At 62.3% G+C, this 17,809-nt stretch carries 19 protein-coding genes; 11 read left to right on the top strand and 8 right to left on the bottom strand.

Annotated elements, in window-relative coordinates:
* From AC1D1F_RS23350 to AC1D1F_RS23320, 7 genes are all read right to left on the bottom strand, one after another.
* Positions 1 to 1,226 (bottom strand): M10 family metallopeptidase C-terminal domain-containing protein (locus AC1D1F_RS23350; protein WP_477700855.1); only part of this gene is annotated, 1,226 nt, incomplete at its 3' end.
* Positions 1,227 to 1,567: 341 nt separating this feature from the next.
* On the bottom strand, positions 1,568 to 2,374 hold the full coding sequence (locus AC1D1F_RS23345; protein WP_477676197.1) for an IclR family transcriptional regulator: 807 nt from the start codon (positions 2,372 to 2,374) through the stop codon (positions 1,568 to 1,570).
* Complete coding sequence (locus AC1D1F_RS23340) at positions 2,374 to 3,093, bottom strand: SDR family NAD(P)-dependent oxidoreductase (protein ID WP_477676196.1); 720 nt, start codon at positions 3,091 to 3,093, stop codon at positions 2,374 to 2,376. Before AC1D1F_RS23340 ends, AC1D1F_RS23345 begins: the two co-directional genes overlap by 1 nt.
* A 29-nt stretch (positions 3,094 to 3,122) precedes the next feature.
* On the bottom strand, positions 3,123 to 3,650 hold the full coding sequence (locus tag AC1D1F_RS23335; protein WP_477676195.1) for a 2,4'-dihydroxyacetophenone dioxygenase family protein: 528 nt from the start codon (positions 3,648 to 3,650) through the stop codon (positions 3,123 to 3,125).
* Positions 3,651 to 3,885: 235 nt separating this feature from the next.
* A complete protein-coding gene (locus tag AC1D1F_RS23330) occupies positions 3,886 to 4,281 on the bottom strand; it encodes a DUF3597 domain-containing protein (RefSeq protein ID WP_477676194.1) in 396 nt (131 codons plus the stop codon).
* A gap of 99 nt (positions 4,282 to 4,380) precedes the next feature.
* Positions 4,381 to 5,586, bottom strand: coding sequence for a dienelactone hydrolase family protein (locus AC1D1F_RS23325; protein ID WP_477676193.1), 1,206 nt, complete (start codon positions 5,584 to 5,586; stop codon positions 4,381 to 4,383).
* A 47-nt stretch (positions 5,587 to 5,633) separates the two neighbouring features.
* Positions 5,634 to 6,467, bottom strand: coding sequence for an undecaprenyl-diphosphate phosphatase (locus AC1D1F_RS23320; RefSeq protein WP_477696580.1), 834 nt, complete (start codon positions 6,465 to 6,467; stop codon positions 5,634 to 5,636).
* Positions 6,468 to 6,608: 141 nt separating this feature from the next.
* Here AC1D1F_RS23320 and AC1D1F_RS23315 point away from each other — a divergent pair, with 141 nt between their 5' ends.
* The 6 genes from AC1D1F_RS23315 to AC1D1F_RS23290 all read left to right on the top strand — a co-directional run bounded on the left by AC1D1F_RS23315 (position 6,609) and on the right by AC1D1F_RS23290 (position 12,077).
* Positions 6,609 to 7,634: an alpha/beta hydrolase family protein gene (locus tag AC1D1F_RS23315; RefSeq protein WP_477676191.1), complete on the top strand. Its 1,026-nt coding sequence runs from the start codon at positions 6,609 to 6,611 to the stop codon at positions 7,632 to 7,634.
* A gap of 229 nt (positions 7,635 to 7,863) precedes the next feature.
* Positions 7,864 to 9,027: a branched-chain amino acid ABC transporter substrate-binding protein gene (locus tag AC1D1F_RS23310; protein WP_477676190.1), complete on the top strand. Its 1,164-nt coding sequence runs from the start codon at positions 7,864 to 7,866 to the stop codon at positions 9,025 to 9,027.
* Between the two features lie 18 nt (positions 9,028 to 9,045).
* Positions 9,046 to 9,681, top strand: a complete 636-nt coding sequence (locus AC1D1F_RS23305; RefSeq protein WP_477676189.1) for a DUF924 family protein — start codon at positions 9,046 to 9,048, stop codon at positions 9,679 to 9,681.
* A 161-nt stretch (positions 9,682 to 9,842) separates the two neighbouring features.
* Positions 9,843 to 10,403 (top strand): DUF3455 domain-containing protein, encoded by a 561-nt coding sequence (locus AC1D1F_RS23300; RefSeq protein ID WP_477676188.1) that lies wholly within the window; start codon positions 9,843 to 9,845, stop codon positions 10,401 to 10,403.
* Positions 10,404 to 10,682: 279 nt separating this feature from the next.
* Complete coding sequence (locus AC1D1F_RS23295; protein ID WP_477676187.1) at positions 10,683 to 11,273, top strand: DUF3455 domain-containing protein; 591 nt, start codon at positions 10,683 to 10,685, stop codon at positions 11,271 to 11,273.
* Between the two features lie 225 nt (positions 11,274 to 11,498).
* Positions 11,499 to 12,077, top strand: a complete 579-nt coding sequence (locus tag AC1D1F_RS23290) for a DUF3455 domain-containing protein (protein ID WP_477676186.1) — start codon at positions 11,499 to 11,501, stop codon at positions 12,075 to 12,077.
* Between the two features lie 182 nt (positions 12,078 to 12,259).
* On the opposite strand, the gene AC1D1F_RS23285 is transcribed toward AC1D1F_RS23290, so the two are convergent.
* A complete protein-coding gene (locus AC1D1F_RS23285) occupies positions 12,260 to 12,664 on the bottom strand; it encodes a hypothetical protein (protein WP_477676185.1) in 405 nt (134 codons plus the stop codon).
* 133 nt (positions 12,665 to 12,797) lie between these two features.
* Between AC1D1F_RS23285 and AC1D1F_RS23280 the strand changes: the two genes are divergently transcribed.
* The 5 genes from AC1D1F_RS23280 to AC1D1F_RS23260 all read left to right on the top strand — a co-directional run bounded on the left by AC1D1F_RS23280 (position 12,798) and on the right by AC1D1F_RS23260 (position 17,782).
* Positions 12,798 to 14,642 (top strand): glutamine--tRNA ligase/YqeY domain fusion protein, encoded by a 1,845-nt coding sequence (locus AC1D1F_RS23280; protein WP_477696581.1) that lies wholly within the window; start codon positions 12,798 to 12,800, stop codon positions 14,640 to 14,642.
* Between the two features lie 86 nt (positions 14,643 to 14,728).
* A complete protein-coding gene (locus tag AC1D1F_RS23275; protein ID WP_477676183.1) occupies positions 14,729 to 16,150 on the top strand; it encodes an AAA family ATPase in 1,422 nt (473 codons plus the stop codon).
* Positions 16,151 to 16,154: 4 nt separating this feature from the next.
* Entirely contained in the window at positions 16,155 to 16,784 is a 630-nt protein-coding gene (locus AC1D1F_RS23270) for a hypothetical protein (protein ID WP_477676182.1), read from the top strand.
* A 9-nt stretch (positions 16,785 to 16,793) separates the two neighbouring features.
* The gene (locus tag AC1D1F_RS23265) at positions 16,794 to 17,165 is read left to right on the top strand and encodes a pentapeptide repeat-containing protein (protein ID WP_477676181.1); all 372 of its coding nucleotides are present in this window, start codon (positions 16,794 to 16,796) and stop codon (positions 17,163 to 17,165) included.
* Positions 17,166 to 17,197: 32 nt separating this feature from the next.
* On the top strand, positions 17,198 to 17,782 hold the full coding sequence (locus AC1D1F_RS23260; RefSeq protein WP_477676180.1) for a pseudouridine synthase: 585 nt from the start codon (positions 17,198 to 17,200) through the stop codon (positions 17,780 to 17,782).
* Positions 17,783 to 17,809: the final 27 nt, after the last annotated feature.

Raw genomic sequence — 17,809 nt, 5'->3', positions numbered from 1 at the left:
AGCAGCGTGAGGTTTTCTACATTGGCGCCCAACGTGTAGTTGATCGCCGAATAGACAATATCCGTGCCCTGGTTGAGCTGCTCGACAACAGTGTCGCCGGCGTTGTCCACGACGTAGACGTCGTCGCCCAAACCACCCACCAGGGTGTCGGCACCGGCACCACCGTCGAGACGATTGTCCGCGCCGTTGCCGGTCAGGCTGTCGTTGCCGCTGCCGCCAATGGCATTTTCGATCGTCACACCGCGTGCGATTGAAATATTGTTGGTCATCCCGGCGCCATCCGAGAAGCTGCCCGCGACCAGCGATATCCGTGACCCGGTGGCGTACCCGGACAGATCGAGGGTGTCATCGCCGCCGGCATCGTAAATGCACAGGATGGGCGCCGTATTCCGCGAAAAATCATAGACCGAACCGGCCAGGCTGGAATGAAAGCCGTAGACGGTCGCATCGCTGCGTGTGGTGAGGTTGGCGCCATAAAGCGACTGGATCGCCAGGATGTCGTCCATCAGGGGGGTTTGAGCATAAAAGCCGGCGTGCTGCGCGCCGGTAGTGCTCGCTGAAAAATAAGACATGATGGTGTACTGCTGGCTGTCCTGCATGTACGCTGCAGCCGCCGCGCCGCTGCCGTTGTAGCTTCCCGGGTGGGAGAGGCCGAGCGCATGCCCGATTTCATGCCCATACGCCATTGCGCCGTACTTTCCAAAAATGGGCGTTATCAGGTTTTTGGTTGCCAGGAAGTCGGGAAATGTGTTTAGGTTGTCGCCCCACAAATCGTTGAATACCACGCTCGCGGAAGCCAGTACATTTGCCCCTGCCAAACCAATTGAGGTATCCGCGTACGAAATATCTTCCCGGGTCTCATTTGAAAAATTGATGTTTGCTGGTGCACCGTCGCCGACACGGGTAATCCGGGTGGCAATAAGGTCGTTCCACGCATTCATCCAGTAACCGGCCATGGACTGTTGGTTGGCAGTGAGGTGCCAATATGCAGCGCCGTCGGAAACGTAAAAGTTGTATGTGATCTCGCTTCCAGCCCATTTCAAACCCAATCCGTTGAAGGTCAGGGCAGTGGCAACTTGAGCATCATTAAAAATTGGGGTTGTGGGCATGACATTCTCCTGGGTGTAGATGAAAAAAATTGCACATCGTGATCGTGGTCCGGATGCACAACGCAGCAACACCCGCCAGCCTGTATCACCCTGTCGCCATGCGTCAATGGCGGTCATGAGCCATCAATACACACAAACGCATTAACAAAACCACTATCCTGGCCGGAGCTTAAATACAAAACCAAGCCTTCGACTTACTTTCGTCACTTCTTTGTCCGCAAGAAGACAAAGCCGTAACCGGCCCCAGCAGGAAGGCGCCCATGCGCTGGAAGAAAAGTGAAAGAAAGGGGAGAAAGCGTGATGGCGACGATGAGGAGGTGAGCCGCATCGATTGACTGCGCGTTCAGATCGGAGCGTCGAAACAAGCAAGAGGCTTAGATACCCAGCACGGCGGAAAGAAAAGGGCTCAGTCCGGGCGGAACGCTCGGCCGGGCGATGAGCCGATCAGGAAAGCAGGCCTACAAAACATCCGCCGCCGACAAAGCCGGCGTCTCGGCGATCCGCGCCGAAATCGCACGGCAAGCCTCCAGCAGCGGCGCGACATAAGCCTCCTCGGGCTCCGCCTTCTGGCGGAACATCAAGGTACTCACGCTGATTGCGGCAACAGGCGCCCCGAGCCCGCCGCGTATCACGGCGCCATAACAAAAAATTCCGGCTTCGTGTTCCTCGCCGTCGATCGACCAGCCGCGCTCCTGCGTGAGCTCCAACTGCTTGCGCAGGTCGACCAGCTTCACCAAAGTGTTGTCGGTGTAGCGCGGCAAAGGCAAACCCCGCAGCAGCGGCTCCAGCACGGCAGGCTCCAGCGCCGCCATATAAGCCTTGCCGACCGCCGTGGCATGCAGGGCCACGCTGGTGCCTATGCGCGAGGCCATGCGCACCGCGCTGGGGCTTTCGAGTTTTTCGATGTAGACCATGGTGTGGCCGTTGGGCACGGCCAGGTGCACGGTCTCGCCGGTGATATCGCGCAGGCGCTTGAGTTCGTCGACCGCCGCCAGGCGCAGGTCTGAACGGCCCCAGCTGCGGCTGGCCAGCTGGATCAGGCGCGGGCCCAGCGCCAGCAGCGCGCCGCGCTCGTTCTCGACCAGCAGGCGCTCGGCCACCAGGGCCGCGACGATGCGGTGCACCGTGGGCCTGGGGTAGCCGCTGGCCTTGACCAGCGCGCCGACGTTGAGCGGCTGCTCCGAATCGGCCACGAGTTGCAGCACATGCATAAATTTCGAGAACGCGGCCGTGCCGGCGACCTGCGACGGGGCGGGCTGCGCCATCACGACACCATGTAGCCGCCGTCCACCGGCAGGATCACGCCGGTCATGAAGGCGGCCGCCGGCGTGCAGAGGAACATCGCGGCCTCGGCCACGTCCTTGGGCGTGCCCCATCGGCCCATGGGCGTGCGCGCCAGGATGGGGCCGGCGCGCGCCGGGTCGTCCTGCAGCGCCTGGGTGAGCGGCGTGGCGATCCAGCCGGGCGCGATGGCGTTGACTCTGATGCCGTCGGGTGCATAGGCAATCGCCAGCGATTTGGTGAGCTGGGCGACACCGCCTTTGCTGGCCGCATAGCCCGGCACCAGGCCGCCGCCGAAAAAACTCAGCATGGAGGCGGTGTTGACGATGCAGCCGCGGCTGGCCTTGAGGCGCTCGCGCACGGCGGTGCACACGCGCATGGTGCCGGTGAGGTTGACGGCCAGCACTTTTTCGAAGACCTCGAGGTCGTGCTCGGCGCCGCGCTGGATGATGCCGGCGCAGTTGAACACGATGTCCAGTGTGGCGATGCCGGCCAGCGCCGCGTCCAGGCTGGCCGCCGAGGTCACGTCGGCCTGGAGCACTTCGACGGCGGCATCGAGCGTGCCGTCGCCGCCGCCCAGCCCCAGTGCCGTGACTTCGGCGCCCAGCGCCGCGAGGTGGTTGGCGATCACGGCGCCTATGCCTTGCGTCGCGCCAGCGACGAGCGCGCGTTTGCCTTTGAAGAGTCCGGCCTGGTAGGTCATGCGTAGTTCCTGAAAAGATACAGCCGCGCTCAGCGGATGAATTGTTTGGTGTAGTCGGCGCCCAGCCCGACGGCCTCGAAGTGCTTGTTGCACATCTCGATCTTGGTGAACACGTCCTCGTAGCCCATGCCCTTGCCGTAGGGGTCGGTGTAGTACATGACACCGTTGACCTGGAAGTAGGTGATCATTTCCTCGACGTCCTCGGGCACATAAAGCGTGTGGGTTTCACCGGGCGGCTCGAACACATAGCTGCCCTCGGTGGCTTCCCAGTCGTGCTCCAGGTAGCGCCAGCGGCCCTTGAGCACAAAGCCGTGCACCGCTTGCGGATGGCGGTGGCGGCTCAGCACGCCGGACTTGCGCACACGCAGCAGGTTCATCCAGTAGCCCTGGCTGGCATTGAGGCACAGCGGGCGGAACCAGACGTTCTCGGCCTGCGGCACCCAGAGCCGTTCATCAGTGGGGATGGCGTGCTGCACCACGATTTCCGGCCGGACGTCCGGCGGGTTCGGGTATTGATAAGGCATCAGAGGCGTCTGGTCAGGGCTATCGACGGGCATGAGGTTCGTCCATACAGTGGATAAGCGTCCATGTTATCGAGATCAATGCCACGATGCCCACTTCGGCGCGCCAGTGACGCTCGCCGGTTCCAGCGAGGCCGAGCGCGCCTTCGAGGCCGCCGACAGCCGCCGTCAGGACGCTGGCCAAGTCGTCCAGCAACGGCAAACTGTGGGCCCTCTACGCGGCGCCGGTCGAGAAACTCAGGTCCGCCTGAGCCCTGTTTCCCCTGGGGGCCTAGTCCATCAGGTCGGCCGGCACCTTGCCGCCGTTGGCCGCCAGCTTGTTCATGACCTGCTTGTGCAACCAGATGTTCATCGTGGCGCTGTCATTCATGTCGCCCGTGTAACCCAATTCCTTCGCCAGCTCCTTGCGTTCGCCGAGGCTGCTGTCCAGGTGCAAGAGCTTCATCAGGTCGACGATGGAGGTCTTCCAGTTGAGTTTCTCCGGGTTCTTGCTGGCCATGCCATTGAGCAGGGCTTCGACGTCCACTTGCTGCATGGGCGGCGTTACGGGTGCCGGGGCAGGTGCTGCGGGTGCTGTGCCGGCGGGCGCGGCGGCGACCGGTGGCACAGGGTCGGGCGTTTGCAGCGAGGGAAATATCTTGCCGAAAATTTTGCCGAGAATGCTCATGGTGCGCCTCAGAGGTGGAGTTGAAAAATCCAGCCTAACACCGGGATGTGACGGTTCTTGTCAGACGTCACGCCAATCACGGGCATTGCGGCGCGGCGCTCAGGGGGTCGACGCACCCACACGTTTGAGCCCCGCTTCGCCGGCCCGCGCCGCCACGTCGGGTTGCCACACGACCTGGTCGTCCACGGCATAGAGCCAGCACTTCGATTTCGCTTTCGCGCACGCCTGGAAGGTCGCGGCCATTGCCTCGGGTTCGCCGGCGTTCAAATACCAGCCGCCTTTTTCCGTCACGGCGAAGGCCTTGGGCGAGGGCAAGCCGCGAAAGTGGGCATAACGCGCCTTGCCGGCATCGCTGAGCGGCACGGCGGCCATGTCGTCGGCCGCAGCAAAGCCCGAAGCCGGCGGCACCACATAGTGATGGCCCTTGAAGCGTTGCGCGTGCGACAGCAGCAAAGGCTGGCCCAGCTGCGCCGAGAGAAACTCAAACATGCGCGCATGCGATGCTTCCCGCGCCGCGGGGTTGCCACCCACCGTGGCCTTGCCTGTTTTGGTGTTGCCCAGGCCTTCCATTTGCTTGACGGGGCCGGGGCCGTCAAAGCCGTGGTAGCTGCCGGGGTAGACGACGAGGTCCACCGCCGCGTTGGCCTTGTTCTTTCGCAGGCGTTCCTGCAGCGTGACGCACTCCGGGGCCAGCGTCCAGTCGTCAAGCTCGCCGATCATGATCAGCAGCGGCACATGGACTTCATAGTTCCACATCTTGTTGTTCACCAGGCAGCCGGGGTAAAACGCCACGGCGGCACGCGGCTGCACTTTCTGCGCCTGCACGTATTTGTCAGTGGCGTCGATGGTGCTGAGCACCGTCTGCGCACCGTGCGACCAGCCCAGGACCACAATGCGTGAAGCGTCGACAGACGGCTGCTTCACCAGCCAGTCAATGGCGGCGAACACGTCCTCGCGGCGGTCGGCCTCATGGATGGTCCGAAGCTTGTTGGGCGTCTCGCAAATCGATTTCTGGCCGCGCGGCGTAAAGCTGTCCAGCACCAGCAAGTGCATGCGCTCGGCGTTGAAGTACCCGCCATACCGGAAAAGCCGTTCGGCAAAGTTGCCTTTGCTGTCCAGCCCACCGCCGCAACCGTGCAAGCCGATGACAACAGGCCGCGGGTCCTTATCGCCGGCGTCGAACCAGTAGCCGGGAATCTGCAGCTTGCCATCCTGCGACGAGATGGATACCAAGCCGCCCGCGTGCGACAGCGGTGCCAGCAGCAGGCCAAAAAGAAGAACAGAAAAATGCCGAAGCCAGCTCATGACGGTCTCCTCCTCTAGGTCTCATCCTTACCGGATGCCGGTTTTTTTTATTCCGCCCAGACCACCAGCCCGCTCCAGGCCGTGGCCAGCACCACGATGCCGAAGGCAATGCGGTACCAGGCAAAAGGCACAAAGCTGTTGGTAGAGATATAGCGCAGCAGCCAGCGCACGCACAGCCAGGCGCTCAGGAAGGAGAACACCAGGCCGACCGAGAACAGCGGCAGGTCCGCCATGGACAGCAGCGCGCGCTCCTTGTAGAGGCTGTAGGCGCCCGCGCCTATCAGCGTGGGCATGGCCAGGAAGAAAGAAAAATCGGTGGCCGCCTTGCGTGACAGCCCCAGCAGCATGCCGCCGATGATGGTCGCGCCGCTGCGGCTGGTGCCCGGGATCATCGCCAGGCATTGCACCAGGCCCACCTTGAGCGCGTCCATCACCGTCATGGCTTCCACTTCCTGGATGCGCGCGGCGGCGGGATTGTTCTGCTGGCGCTTTTCGGCCCAGAGGATGATGAAACCGCCGATGATGAAGGTGCTGGCCACCACAACCGGCGTGAACAGATGGGCCTTGATGGCCTTGCCGAACAGCAGGCCCAGCACCACGGCCGGCACAAAAGCCACCAGCACATTGAGCACAAACTGTTGCGCCTGTTTCTCGGTCGGCAGGGCGACAACCGTCGCGCGTATCTTCTGCCAGTACACCAGGATGACCGCGAAGATGGCGCCGGTCTGGATCGCGATGTCGAAAACCTTGGCCTTGTCGTCGTCAAAACCGAGCAGCGCGCCGGCCAGGATGAGGTGGCCTGTCGAGGAGATCGGAAGGAATTCAGTCAGGCCCTCGACGATGCCCATGATGGCGGCTTTGATCAACAGTGCTATATCCACGCTGGCTCCAAAAAAGTAGTGGGGATTATCGCCGGGCTCGACAAAGAGGCGCCGCGCGAAACCGGGGAAAATGCCCCGAGTCGCGCACAGCCCGCAGCCAGTCACGCCGACCGGCTACCCACAATAAAGGAGGAAGCACCCATGCATCGTTACATCCTCAGCAGCCTGCTGCTGCTCGCCGTTGCCGGCGCGCAGGCCGGCATGGGTTTTACCAAACTGCCGGGCCTGCAGGACGACGCCGCCATCAGCGTTTTTTATCCTTCGGCCGGCGAAGACCGCCCCATGCAGGTCGGCTCCTATTCCCTCAAAGTCGACAAAGACGGACAGCCGGTGCGCGGCAACACGCGCCTGGTCGTCATCTCGCACGGTTCGGGCGGTTCCCCCTTGACCTACACCGACCTGGCGCGCCGCCTGGTCGAAGACGGCTTCGTCGTCGCCTTTCCCCAGCACCGCGGCGACAACGCCATGGATCCCTCCTCCCCCGGTCCCGACAGCTGGAAGCAACGGCCCGGCGAAGTCTCACGCGCCATCGACGCGGTCGCGCGCGAGCCGCGCTTCGCAGCGCTGCTGTCGCTGGACAAGGTCGGCATGTACGGCATGTCGGCCGGCGGCCACACGGCGCTGACGCTGGCCGGCGGCCGCTGGTCGCCGGCCCTGTTCACCCGGCATTGCGAGGCCCACATTGCCGAGGACTTCCAGACCTGCGCCGGGCTGAGCACCCGCCTCACGGGCGGCCTGCTGGACGGCCTGAAAAAAACCGTGGTGCTGGCGGTGATACGCCAGAAGTTCAGCGACGCCACCTGGCAAAGCCATAGCGACGCCCGCATCCAGGCCGTGGTCGCCGGCGTACCGCTGGCCGCCGACTTCGACATGGCCTCGCTGGCCTTGCCGGCGGTGCCACTGGCGCTGGTCACCGCCGGGCAAGACCGGTGGCTGGTGCCGCGCTTTCACAGCGGCGCGGTGCTCGCGGCCTGCAAGCGCTGCGAACACCTGGCCGACCTGCCCGATGGCGGGCACGGCGCGCTGCTGTCGCCGCCTCCACCCGCCGATGCGATGTCCGACCTCGCCAAAGACCTGCTGCTGGACCCGCCCGGCTTTGACCGCGGCCAGCTTCCGGCGCTGGACCGCAAGATCAGCGCTTTCCTGCGCAAACAACTGATTCCCTGAAAACACGGCAATCGACAAATCGGGCGGCTGCCGGCGCGCCCTGCGCGAGCACGCGCCAATCTGGCCAGAAATAAACCATTTCGGTGCGTTTTCAGAGAGAAACGAACCAATCCGAATCATTAGTAAAACTTATCTACTCAGACATTCATTCAAAAGTAGGTCAAACCCACTATCGCTTCGGGACGGTGAAACATACATTCAGTTACACCACTCAACCCGAGGTTTTACGATGACCCACTCCGCCACCCGCCGCCCTACCCTGGCCGCCCTGACCGCCGCTGTTGTTGCTGGCGCCGCCCTGCTCTCTGGCTGCGACAACCCGCCCGACACCATCAAGATCGGCGTCGCCCAGCCCCTGTCCGGCAACCTCGCCGCGCTGGGCCAGGATTTGCACAACGGCGTGAAGATGGCTGTGGACGAGATCAACAAGGAAGGCTTCCAGATCAAGGGCAAGACCGTCAAGATCGAAATCGTCGCGATGGACGACCGCTCCGATCCCAAGGCCGGCGTGGACGTCGCCAAACAACTGGTCGATGCCGGCGTGGTCGCCGTGATCGGCAACCTCAATTCCGGCGTCAGCATCCCGGCCGCGCCGGTCTATGCCGAAAAGCACATCGCCCAGCTCGCCATCTCGACCAACCCCAAGTTCACCGAACTCGGCCTGGACACCACCTTCCGCCTGGTCGCCAACGACAACCTGCAGGCCCGCGCCATCGGCTCCTTCGCCGCCAACCAGCTCGAGGCTGCCAAGTTCGCCGTGGTCGACGACGGCACCACCTATGGCAAGGGCCTGGCCACCGGTGCGGCCGCCGAACTCAAGAAGGCCAACAAGGAAGTGGTCGTCACCTACTCATCCGACGACAAGACCACCGCCTTTGACGACCTGGCTGCCAAGATCAAGGCCGGCAACGTCCAGGTCATCGTCTCCACGCAGGGCGACTTCCAGATCCTGGCGCTGATAGAAGCGCTCAAGAAGATCGACTACACGCAGCAGGTCAGCATCCTGGGCGGCGACACCATCAAGACCACCAACATGCTCAAGGGCAGCGACACGGTCAAGGGCATCTACACCACCTCGCCCATCCTGGACGCCAAGGAATTCGTCAACGGCAAGGCCTTCCTGACCAAGTACCAGGAAACCTTCAAGATGGAGCCGGCCTACGGCGGCCATTACACCTACGACGCCATGTACATCCTGGCCGGCGCCATGAAGCGCGCCAATTCCGTCAAGCCCGAAAAAATCACGCAGACCCTGCGCACCTTCGACGGCTACGCGCCCATCACCGGCTCCATGAAGTGGGACAACGTGGGTGAGCAGCGCTACGGCGTGGTCGGTGTCTACGCCATCCGTAAGGGTGTCTGGGACCTGCAGCTGCGCTCCGACCGCTGGTAGGCTAAGCTGGCGGTCGCCATGACCGAGCCCACCTCCACCCCATCGTCCGCTGCCGCCACGCCCGCCCGGGTCCTTGAGTTCTGGCTCGGCGACGGCATTGACAAGGAATGGCCCACACAGGACCTCGGCAAGCGCTGGTTCGGCGGCGGCGCCGAGCTCGACGCCGACATCCGCGCGCGCTTCGGCGATGCGGTGCAGGAAGCCGTGGCCGGCGGCCTGCGGGACTGGGAGCAAAAGCCCCTCACCCGCCTGGCCCTGGTGATCCTGCTGGACCAGTTCACCCGCAACGTCTTTCGCGGCCAGCCCCAGGCCTTTGCCGGCGATGGGCGCGCCCAGCAGCTGGTGCTGCAGACAATCGCGGCCGGTGAAGACCTGGCCTTGCCCTGCGTCGGGCGGGTCTTTCTCTACATGCCGCTGATGCATGCCGAAAGCCTGGCCTTGCAGGACGAATGCGTGGCGCGTTTTACCCGCCTGCAGGCCGACGCGCGCGACTCACTCAAACAGCGCCTGCAAGGCAACCTGGACTTCGCGCGGCAGCACCGGGACATCATCGCGCGCCTCGGCCGCTTCCCTTACCGCAACGCGGCCCTGGGCCGGGCCGATACGCTCGAAGAGCAGGATTTTCTGCTCAAGGGCCCGCGCTTCGGGCAGTAGGCAATAGCCGTCAGGCACCCACCACGCCGCCTTTTTTGAATCCAGCATCGCTTCCGCCGCGTATCAGCAGCAGGACGAGCCGCGCCATAGCGCCCGCAACAAAGGCCAGGGGTCGTCCGCCATGCCGGCCTGCCGGTCCACAACCACCGAGGAGTTACACCATGATGACCCGTCCCCTCAGCTTCACCGCCTTCACGTCCCTGCTTGCCGCCACCCTGCTCACAGCCTGCGGCAGCATGTCGCCCATGCAACCGATGTATTCGCAGGCCGGCCTGCCCGCCGCCGTCCAGGTGCCCGCCGGCAACAAGGTCGCCATGGAAACCGTGGGCGTCGGCGAGATCACCTACCAGTGCAACCCTAAAAAAGACATGGCCGGCCAGTTTGAATGGGTCTTCGCCGGCCCCGACGCCAAACTCATGGACCGCGGCGGCAAGCAGGTCGGCAAGTACTACGGCCCGCCCGCCACCTGGGAAGCCATGGACGGCTCCAAACTGACGGGCGCACAAGTCGCCGTCACCCCCAACGGCAGCGGCAACATCCCCACCCAGCTCGTCAAGGGCAACCCGGCCATGGGCAGCGGCGCCATGAGCGGTGTCACCTACATCCAGCGCGTGGACACCCGCGGCGGCATCGCCCCCGCCATGCCCTGCGCCGCCGGCAACGCGGGCGCGAAACAGCTCGTCCAGTACCAGGCCGACTACATCTTCTACAAGGCGATGTGAGGCCAGGCCCTCCATCCTTGAATCGCCGCTTTCCCCTCCGAAGGTGGGCCACCGGCCCGAACGTCAGGCGGGACCGGTTTTCAGGCCCGCAGGCTTGCCCTGCGGGCTTTTTTGCGTCCGCCCGAACTACTTCCACCGTGCCGTCAAGCGCCCCGGAAACCCGCTGTCAGCAAGCCTGCGCGGCGTCCTACAGCGCTTTTTCATTCCCCGCGTTTTACTGGCATGCAACAACAGGCAGAAGCCAAAACAAGGCCAGCAATGGCCAGAACCGGGGGTCTCATGAAAAGCACGCACAACGTCCTGTGGGCTTACAGCAAAAGTGCTGCCGTCACCGCAGCCATGATCACCGGCACCGCCGCGCTCATGGTCGCGTGCTCCGGCGTCGCGCCGCTGCCCAAGGAGTACAGCCAGGACCAGCTGGACGCGCAGGTCGTCGTGCCGCCCGGCCATGTCGTCGCGCTTGAAACCACCGCCAGCGGCCTGCTGTACTACGAGTGCCGGGCCAATGCCACCACCGCCGGCACCATAGGCTGGGTGCTGGTGCGGCCCGAAGCCGACCTGCTCGACCGCACCGGCAAGACCGTCGCGAAATATTCCGGCCCGCCCGCCACCTGGACCCACATCGACGGCTCCAGCGTTGTCGGCACCCAGGTCGCCCTGGCCCCCCGCGTGGGCGCCACCAACCTGCCCCAGCAGCTGTCCACCGGCGCACCCGGCGCCGCACCCGGCTTGCTGCAGAACGTCAGCTACATCCAGCGCGTCAAGACCAAGGGCGGGCAGGACCTCAGCAAATCCTGCACCCAGGCCGACATCGGCGACAAGCTCACCACGTCCTACCAGGCTGATTACATTTTCTGGAAACCCGCCTGAGGCGGTAGTACCGGCGCGCCCTCAAAAGCGCGTCCGTCCATGGTTGTTCAGCAGCCATGGACGCAAAGCCCGCAGGCACCCACCTGCGGGCTTTTTCTTTTTTGCAGAGCGCCGACCCTGCCGACGTTTCCCCGCACCTTGTCCCTCCGGCCACCTACAGACGTGCCTCCGCGCCAGGGATTTACTGGGGTGTGACACCACCATCCGCCGCCATTGGAACCCCTTGTGAACATCCAGACTCAAGCCTCTCGCGCCTTTCCCAGCCTGCTGCGAAGCGCGCTGCTGCTGGTTGCCGTGGCTGCGCTAGGCGCCTGCGGCTCGCGCCCCAACCTTCAGCCATCCCAGCAAAACCTGCCCGAATCCGTGCGCGTTCCCCCGGGTCACATCGTGGTGCTTGAAGCGCAGGGCCGGGGCGACCTGCTCTATGAATGCCAGGCCGTCAAACGCGCCCCCTATGAATACGCCTGGCTGCTGCTGTCCCCGGGCATCAGGCTCGCCGACGGCGCGGGCAACACCGTGACCTACTACCCCGGCGCGCGTGCGCGCTGGGTGCACAGCGACAGCTCCAGGGTCAGCGCACGGGAACTTGTCGAGATGCCCGGCGATGGCCGAAGCCTGCCCTTGCTGCGCGCCATGGCGGGTCCCTCCGACACCCCGGGCATGCTCGCCAACATCAGCTACATCCAGGCCCGCCGTACTGTGGCCGGCATAGTGGCCAACCCGCCCTGCACAGCCGCCATCCTGGGCATGCGCGTCTCCGTGCCCTACGAGGCCGACTACCTCTTCTGGCAGCCGGCGGCCTGAGTCTTTTCTTTACCAGCATGAGCCGCGGAACCGGCTTTGCCGGGCCGCAGGCGGGCGGCCCCTTTCTCCGTGCAAGGGGCAGGGAGCCGCCGCAGGCTCGAAGTGCGCGACCGTGGGGGCGACCTCCCGGCGGCCATAAAAAAAGCCCGCTGGAAGCGGGCTTTTGGTTGCCTCAGACAGGCTTAGCGCTGGTAGTAAACCGGTGCCGGACGATAGCCAGGGCCGTAACCGTAGCCGGGGCGCGGCCCCTGCACGTAGTAGCCGCCATGGTGCCTGTGGCCGTGGCGCGGGCCGTAGTACACGGGCTGCGGATAGTAAACCGGTGCCGGCTGCACATACACGGGGCGCGGGTAGTAGACCGGCGCCGGCTGCACGTAAACGGGGGCGGGCTGGACATACACCGGTTGCTGGTACACCGGGTAGGCGTTGGTGACACCTACCGCCACACCCGGAGCAGCGATGCCCACGGAAAACGACACGTTGTCGCGGGCCTGGGCAGCACCTGCAAAGCCCAGGGCGGCCACGGCCAGCGTGGCGGCGGCGCCTGCCAGTGCGAGGGAGCGGTTTGCTTTGATGGCTGTCTTCATAAGATTTCTCCTTAGGAGGGCAGGAAATGCCCATGTGCTTATTAAACGCAGGCCACCTGTAATGGCATACCGCACGCACCGTGAAGAGAGTAGCGAAACGTAACCCTCCTCGGGTAAGCCCTAAAATCAGTTCATGACCTCTCCCGCCCCTGCCTCAGCCCCCGCCGACAAAGAAATCCACAAGCCCAGCAACTTCCTGCGCCAGATCATCGAAAAAGACCTGGCCGAAGGCACTTATGCCAGCCGCCGCTGGGGCGGCAGCCCCGGGGACGCCGCCCATCACGCCGCCGGCCAGCCCGACCCCGCCAAGGTGCGCCTGCGCTTTCCGCCCGAGCCCAATGGCTACCTACATGTGGGGCACGCCAAAAGCATTTGCCTGAACTTCGGCCTGGCGCGCGACTACGGCGGCGTCTGCCACCTGCGCTTTGACGACACCAACCCCGAAAAAGAAGACACCGAATACGTCGACAGCATCATCGACGCCGTCAAATGGCTGGGTTACGACTGGGCACAGATCGGCAACAGCAAAGGCGACGACAAGGCCTACCAGGCCAGCGACTACTTCGACTTCATGTACCGCGCCGCCGAATACCTGATCGAAAGCGGCAACGCCTACGTCGACGAACAAAGCGCCGAAGAAATGCGCCACAACCGCGGCGACTTCGGCCACCCCGGCACCAACAGCCCCTTCCGCGGCCGCACACCCGACGAGAACCTGGCGCGTTTCCGCGAAATGCGCGACGGCAAGCTCGCCGACGGTGCCGCCGTGCTGCGCGCCAAGATCGACATGGCCTCGCCCAACATCAACATGCGCGACCCGGCCATCTACCGCATACGCCGCGCCCACCACCACAACACCGGCGACAAATGGTGCATCTACCCCATGTACACCTTCGCCCACCCGGTCGAAGACGCGCTCGAGCAGATCACCCACAGCATTTGCACCCTGGAGTTTGAAGACCAGCGCCCTTTTTACGACTGGCTGCTCGACCGCCTGGCCGAAGGCAAGCTCATCGCCACGCCGCACCCGCGCCAGTACGAATTCGCCCGCCTCAACCTCAGCTATGTGCTCACCAGCAAACGCAAGCTGGCCCAGCTCGTCAATGAAAAGCGCGTCAGCGGCTGGGACGACCCCCGCATGCCCACCATCGTCGGCCTGCGCCGCCGCGGCTACACACCCGAAGCTTTGCAGCTCTTCGCCGAGCGCATAGGCGTCACCAAAAGCGACAGCTGGATCGACTACAGCACCCTCGAAGGCGCGCTGCGCGACACGCTGGACCCGATTGCCCCGCGCGCCATGGCCGTGCTCGACCCCGTCAAGCTCGTGCTCACCAACTGGGACGAAGTCATGGGCGCCGGCAAGCTCGACGATTGCAGCGCCCCCGTGCACCCGCACCACGAAGACATGGGCAAACGCCACTTCAAGATCGGCAAGGAAGTCTGGATTGAACGCACCGACTACGAAGAGACCCCGCCCAAAGGTTTCTTCCGCCTGTTCCCGCCCCACGTCAACGCCAGCAAGCAGGCCATCGCCGGCAGCAAGGTCCGCCTCAAATACGGCCACGTCATCGAATGCACAGGCGCCGTCAAAGACGCCGACGGCAAAGTGACCGAAGTCCACGCCACCCTGATCCCCGACACCAAGAGCGGCACCCCCGGCTCCGACGCCATCAAGGTCAAGGGCGTCATCACCTGGGTAGGCGTCAACGACGCCGTCGAAGCCGAAGTGCGCCTCTATGACCGCCTGTTCACCGCCGAACACCCCGGCACCGGCGACAAGGATTTTCTCGACGAACTGAACGCCGACAGCCTCAAGACCGTGAAGGCTTATGTCGAGCCTTCACTGGCCAAGGTACCTGCCGGAACGCGTTTTCAGTTTGAGCGGCATGGGTACTTTGTGACGGACACTGTTGACCACAAGGACGGCAAAGTCGTGTTCAATCGGGTGACGGGGATGAAGGATTCATTTGGAAGGTAATCTGGATAGGTGACTTACCTTTGAATGCCCGCTACGATCAACCGAGCGAAAAAGGCGCCTAGCGCCTAAACCAACAAGGCCGAACGATGTTGACGAGACTTAGAGTTCAAGGATTCAAAAGCCTGTTGGATGCCGAGGTGAGATTCGGGCCATTTACTTGCATAGCAGGCGCAAACGGCGCGGGAAAATCTAACCTTTTTGATGCAATATTGTTCCTACGAGATCTAGCGGACCACTCAATCGTTGAGGCTGCGCATAGAGTTAGGGATCGCTCAGGAAGCAAGCGAGGGGACTTGCGGTCACTATTCACAAAGACCGCGAGCTCCAGTTTGTCAAACATTGCGCTGGAAGCCGATCTGATAGTTCCAGACGAAGTCACAGATGATTTCGGAAGAAGAGCTAAACCTAGCGCCACTTTTTTGACATACCAGATTGAACTGAAATACGTAAGCGACGACGAATACAGCGAGCGCATCGAACTGGTATCCGAACGCCTCACTTACTTACCAAGAAGCAACGCAAAAAAGCGCATCGGTTTTGACTGCTCCAAAGATTTTTTCGGTACCGCTCTTCTAGGAGAACGTCGCGCTCCGTACATAACCACAGACGAGGCGACCTCAATAATTAGCATCAGTCAAGATGGAAATGCTGGACGACCTTCGCAGGTTCCAGCAAAGAACTCGCCTCGTACTGTTCTTGGGTCAGCCAACACAGATGAACGACCGACAGTGTTGGCGGCTCGAAGAGAAATGCAAAGCTGGAAGCTCCTTCAGTTAGAGCCTTCAAGCCTCAGATCGCCCGATGAATTTTCTGACGACCCTCATATCACTTTTGACGGGGCACATATTCCGTCTACATTGGAGCGATTAAAAAGAAATGAAGAGATCTCCAATCGTGTAGCGACTCTTCTCCCCGAGGTGCGTTCTATCAGCGTAGATGTCGATAACACGAGAAGACTCAAAACACTTTTACTGGAGCAGCGAAACGGTGTCGTTCACAAAGCTCGAGCGCTATCGGACGGGACACTTCGATTTCTTGCGCTAGCCGCAATGGCCTTCGATCCCGAATCTAAGGGACTCATTTGCCTTGAGGAGCCTGAGAACGGCATTCACCCATCCCGAATAACAGCAATTTTGGAGCTTCTGAGAGAGATGGCGGTTAACCCGCTAGCTGCGGTGGGACCCGAGAATCCTTTAAGGCAAGTAATCGTCAATACCCACTCGCCAGTGGTAGTTAGAAATTTGGTTCCGGATGAATTGCTCGTCGCGGTCCCGGTGAGACGGCAGCGCTCTTCATTTACAGCCTATGGAGCAATTGCTAATTCTTGGCGAGTTGTCCATCAAGATTACAACGCAGAATTAACGCCCCCCGTAAGCTTGTCGGAGTTACTTGACTACCTTCAAAATGCTGACACCGTCGATCCAGAAAATGACTTGAGAGGTGGACGCTTATGGCAATTGGCTGCTCAACAAGCGACTTTCGATTTTCCAACTGTGTCTGAGGATTGAAACCTTGACCTTAATTAACATGGTCCTGGTATGCGATGGCACCTCCGATGCAGGTTTGGTAAACATTGCCCAGTGGGTGACAGATACAGAGTTTCCCGACTTAACTTTTCGGATGTTTGCGGCAAGAGAGGTAATCCCTGCACATGGCGCATTGTCCGATCGATTGCAAAGAGCATTCGAAGCCTATTCCCCTGACATCATCATTTGTCACCGCGATGCCGAAGCGATGACTTTAGAAGGTCGATCTGCCCAGATAGATGCCGCTCGGCTCGCAGCAAATCTCACGGTCCCAGTTGTCACAGCAGTGCCTGTAAGAATGATCGAGAGCTGGCTTTTGATGGATGAGATAGCGATTCGATGCGCCGCCGACAACCGCAACGGAACGGTTCAGTTGAATTTGCCGCGACATACAGTCATCGAAACATTGGCGGATGCTAAGGAGACATTATTTGCTGCGCTAAGGGCGGCATCAGATCTGCCTACTCAACGACTGCGAAAATTTAATCATCACCGCGCCAGATCACGTGTCACTGAATTCATAGACGATTTCTCCCCACTTCGCAACCTATCGAGTTTCCGAGCCTTCGAAGCCCACCTAATAGCTGCTGTAGTCACTCATCGACTGACGCATTAGCCGCTTCCCATGCATCCACACTCAAGCCCACTCTCCATCCTCGCTCGCTACGCTCAAGGCGAGCGCTCTTTCGTATCCCTTGATCTGGACGACGCGGACCACGACTTCTCTGGCGCGACGCTTGCAGGCGCGAACTTCAGTGGCTGCTTTATCACCGCCAGTTTCAGGGGCGCGAACCTGGAGCGCGCCATCTTCAAGAACGCCAACGTCAAGACCTGCGATTTCACGGGCGCCAATCTGCAAGGCGCCTGCTTTGAAGGTTCGCCGATTGATGGCGTGATCTTTACAGGGGCGAATCTCGTCGGCGCGTCCTTCCTGGGAGCGTCGGAACAAAGCCATGTTTACGCCGCAGGCGAGTTGCCACAGCAGGACGCAACCTGAGCTTGCAAGCGGGCCTGCGGTCTAATCACCCCATGCCAAGCCCGAATGTCAGCCCCGCAGCACCCCGCCTCATCTGCTTCAACAAACCCTACGGCGTTCTAAGCCAGTTCACGCCGGAAGGCCGCTGGCGCGGGCTCAAGGATTTCATCGCCCTGCCCGGCGTCTATGTGGCCGGGCGGCTGGATGCCGACAGTGAGGGCCTGCTGCTGCTGACCAGCGACGGCCAGCTTCAGGCGCGCATCAGCGACCCGCGTTTCAAGATGCTCAAGACCTACTGGGTGCAGGTCGAGGGTGAGCCGAGCGACTCCGCGATGGACGCGTTGCGCGGCGGCGTGTTGCTCAACGACGGCCCCACGCGGCCCGCGAGCGCGGAGCGCATGGAGGCCCCGTCCGGCCTGTGGGAGCGTGAGCCGCCGGTGCGGGTGCGCAAGGCGATCCCGACCTTCTGGATATCACTGGGCATACGCGAAGGCCGCAACCGCCAGGTGCGGCGTATGACGGCAGCCGTGGGCCACCCGACCTTGCGGCTGATACGTTCATCCATAGGCCCTTATGCGCTAGACGGCCTGGCGCAAGGCACCTGGCGTGAAACCGAAGAGCGGGCGGACGCCGGCTGAGCATTTCAGCGGATTCGAAGGCCGGCG

The sequence above is a fragment of the Polaromonas sp. P1_H6 genome (assembly GCF_056405195.1).
The sequence above is the reverse complement of the archived record's forward strand: the minus strand, read 5'-3'. Positions and strand labels throughout refer to the sequence as shown.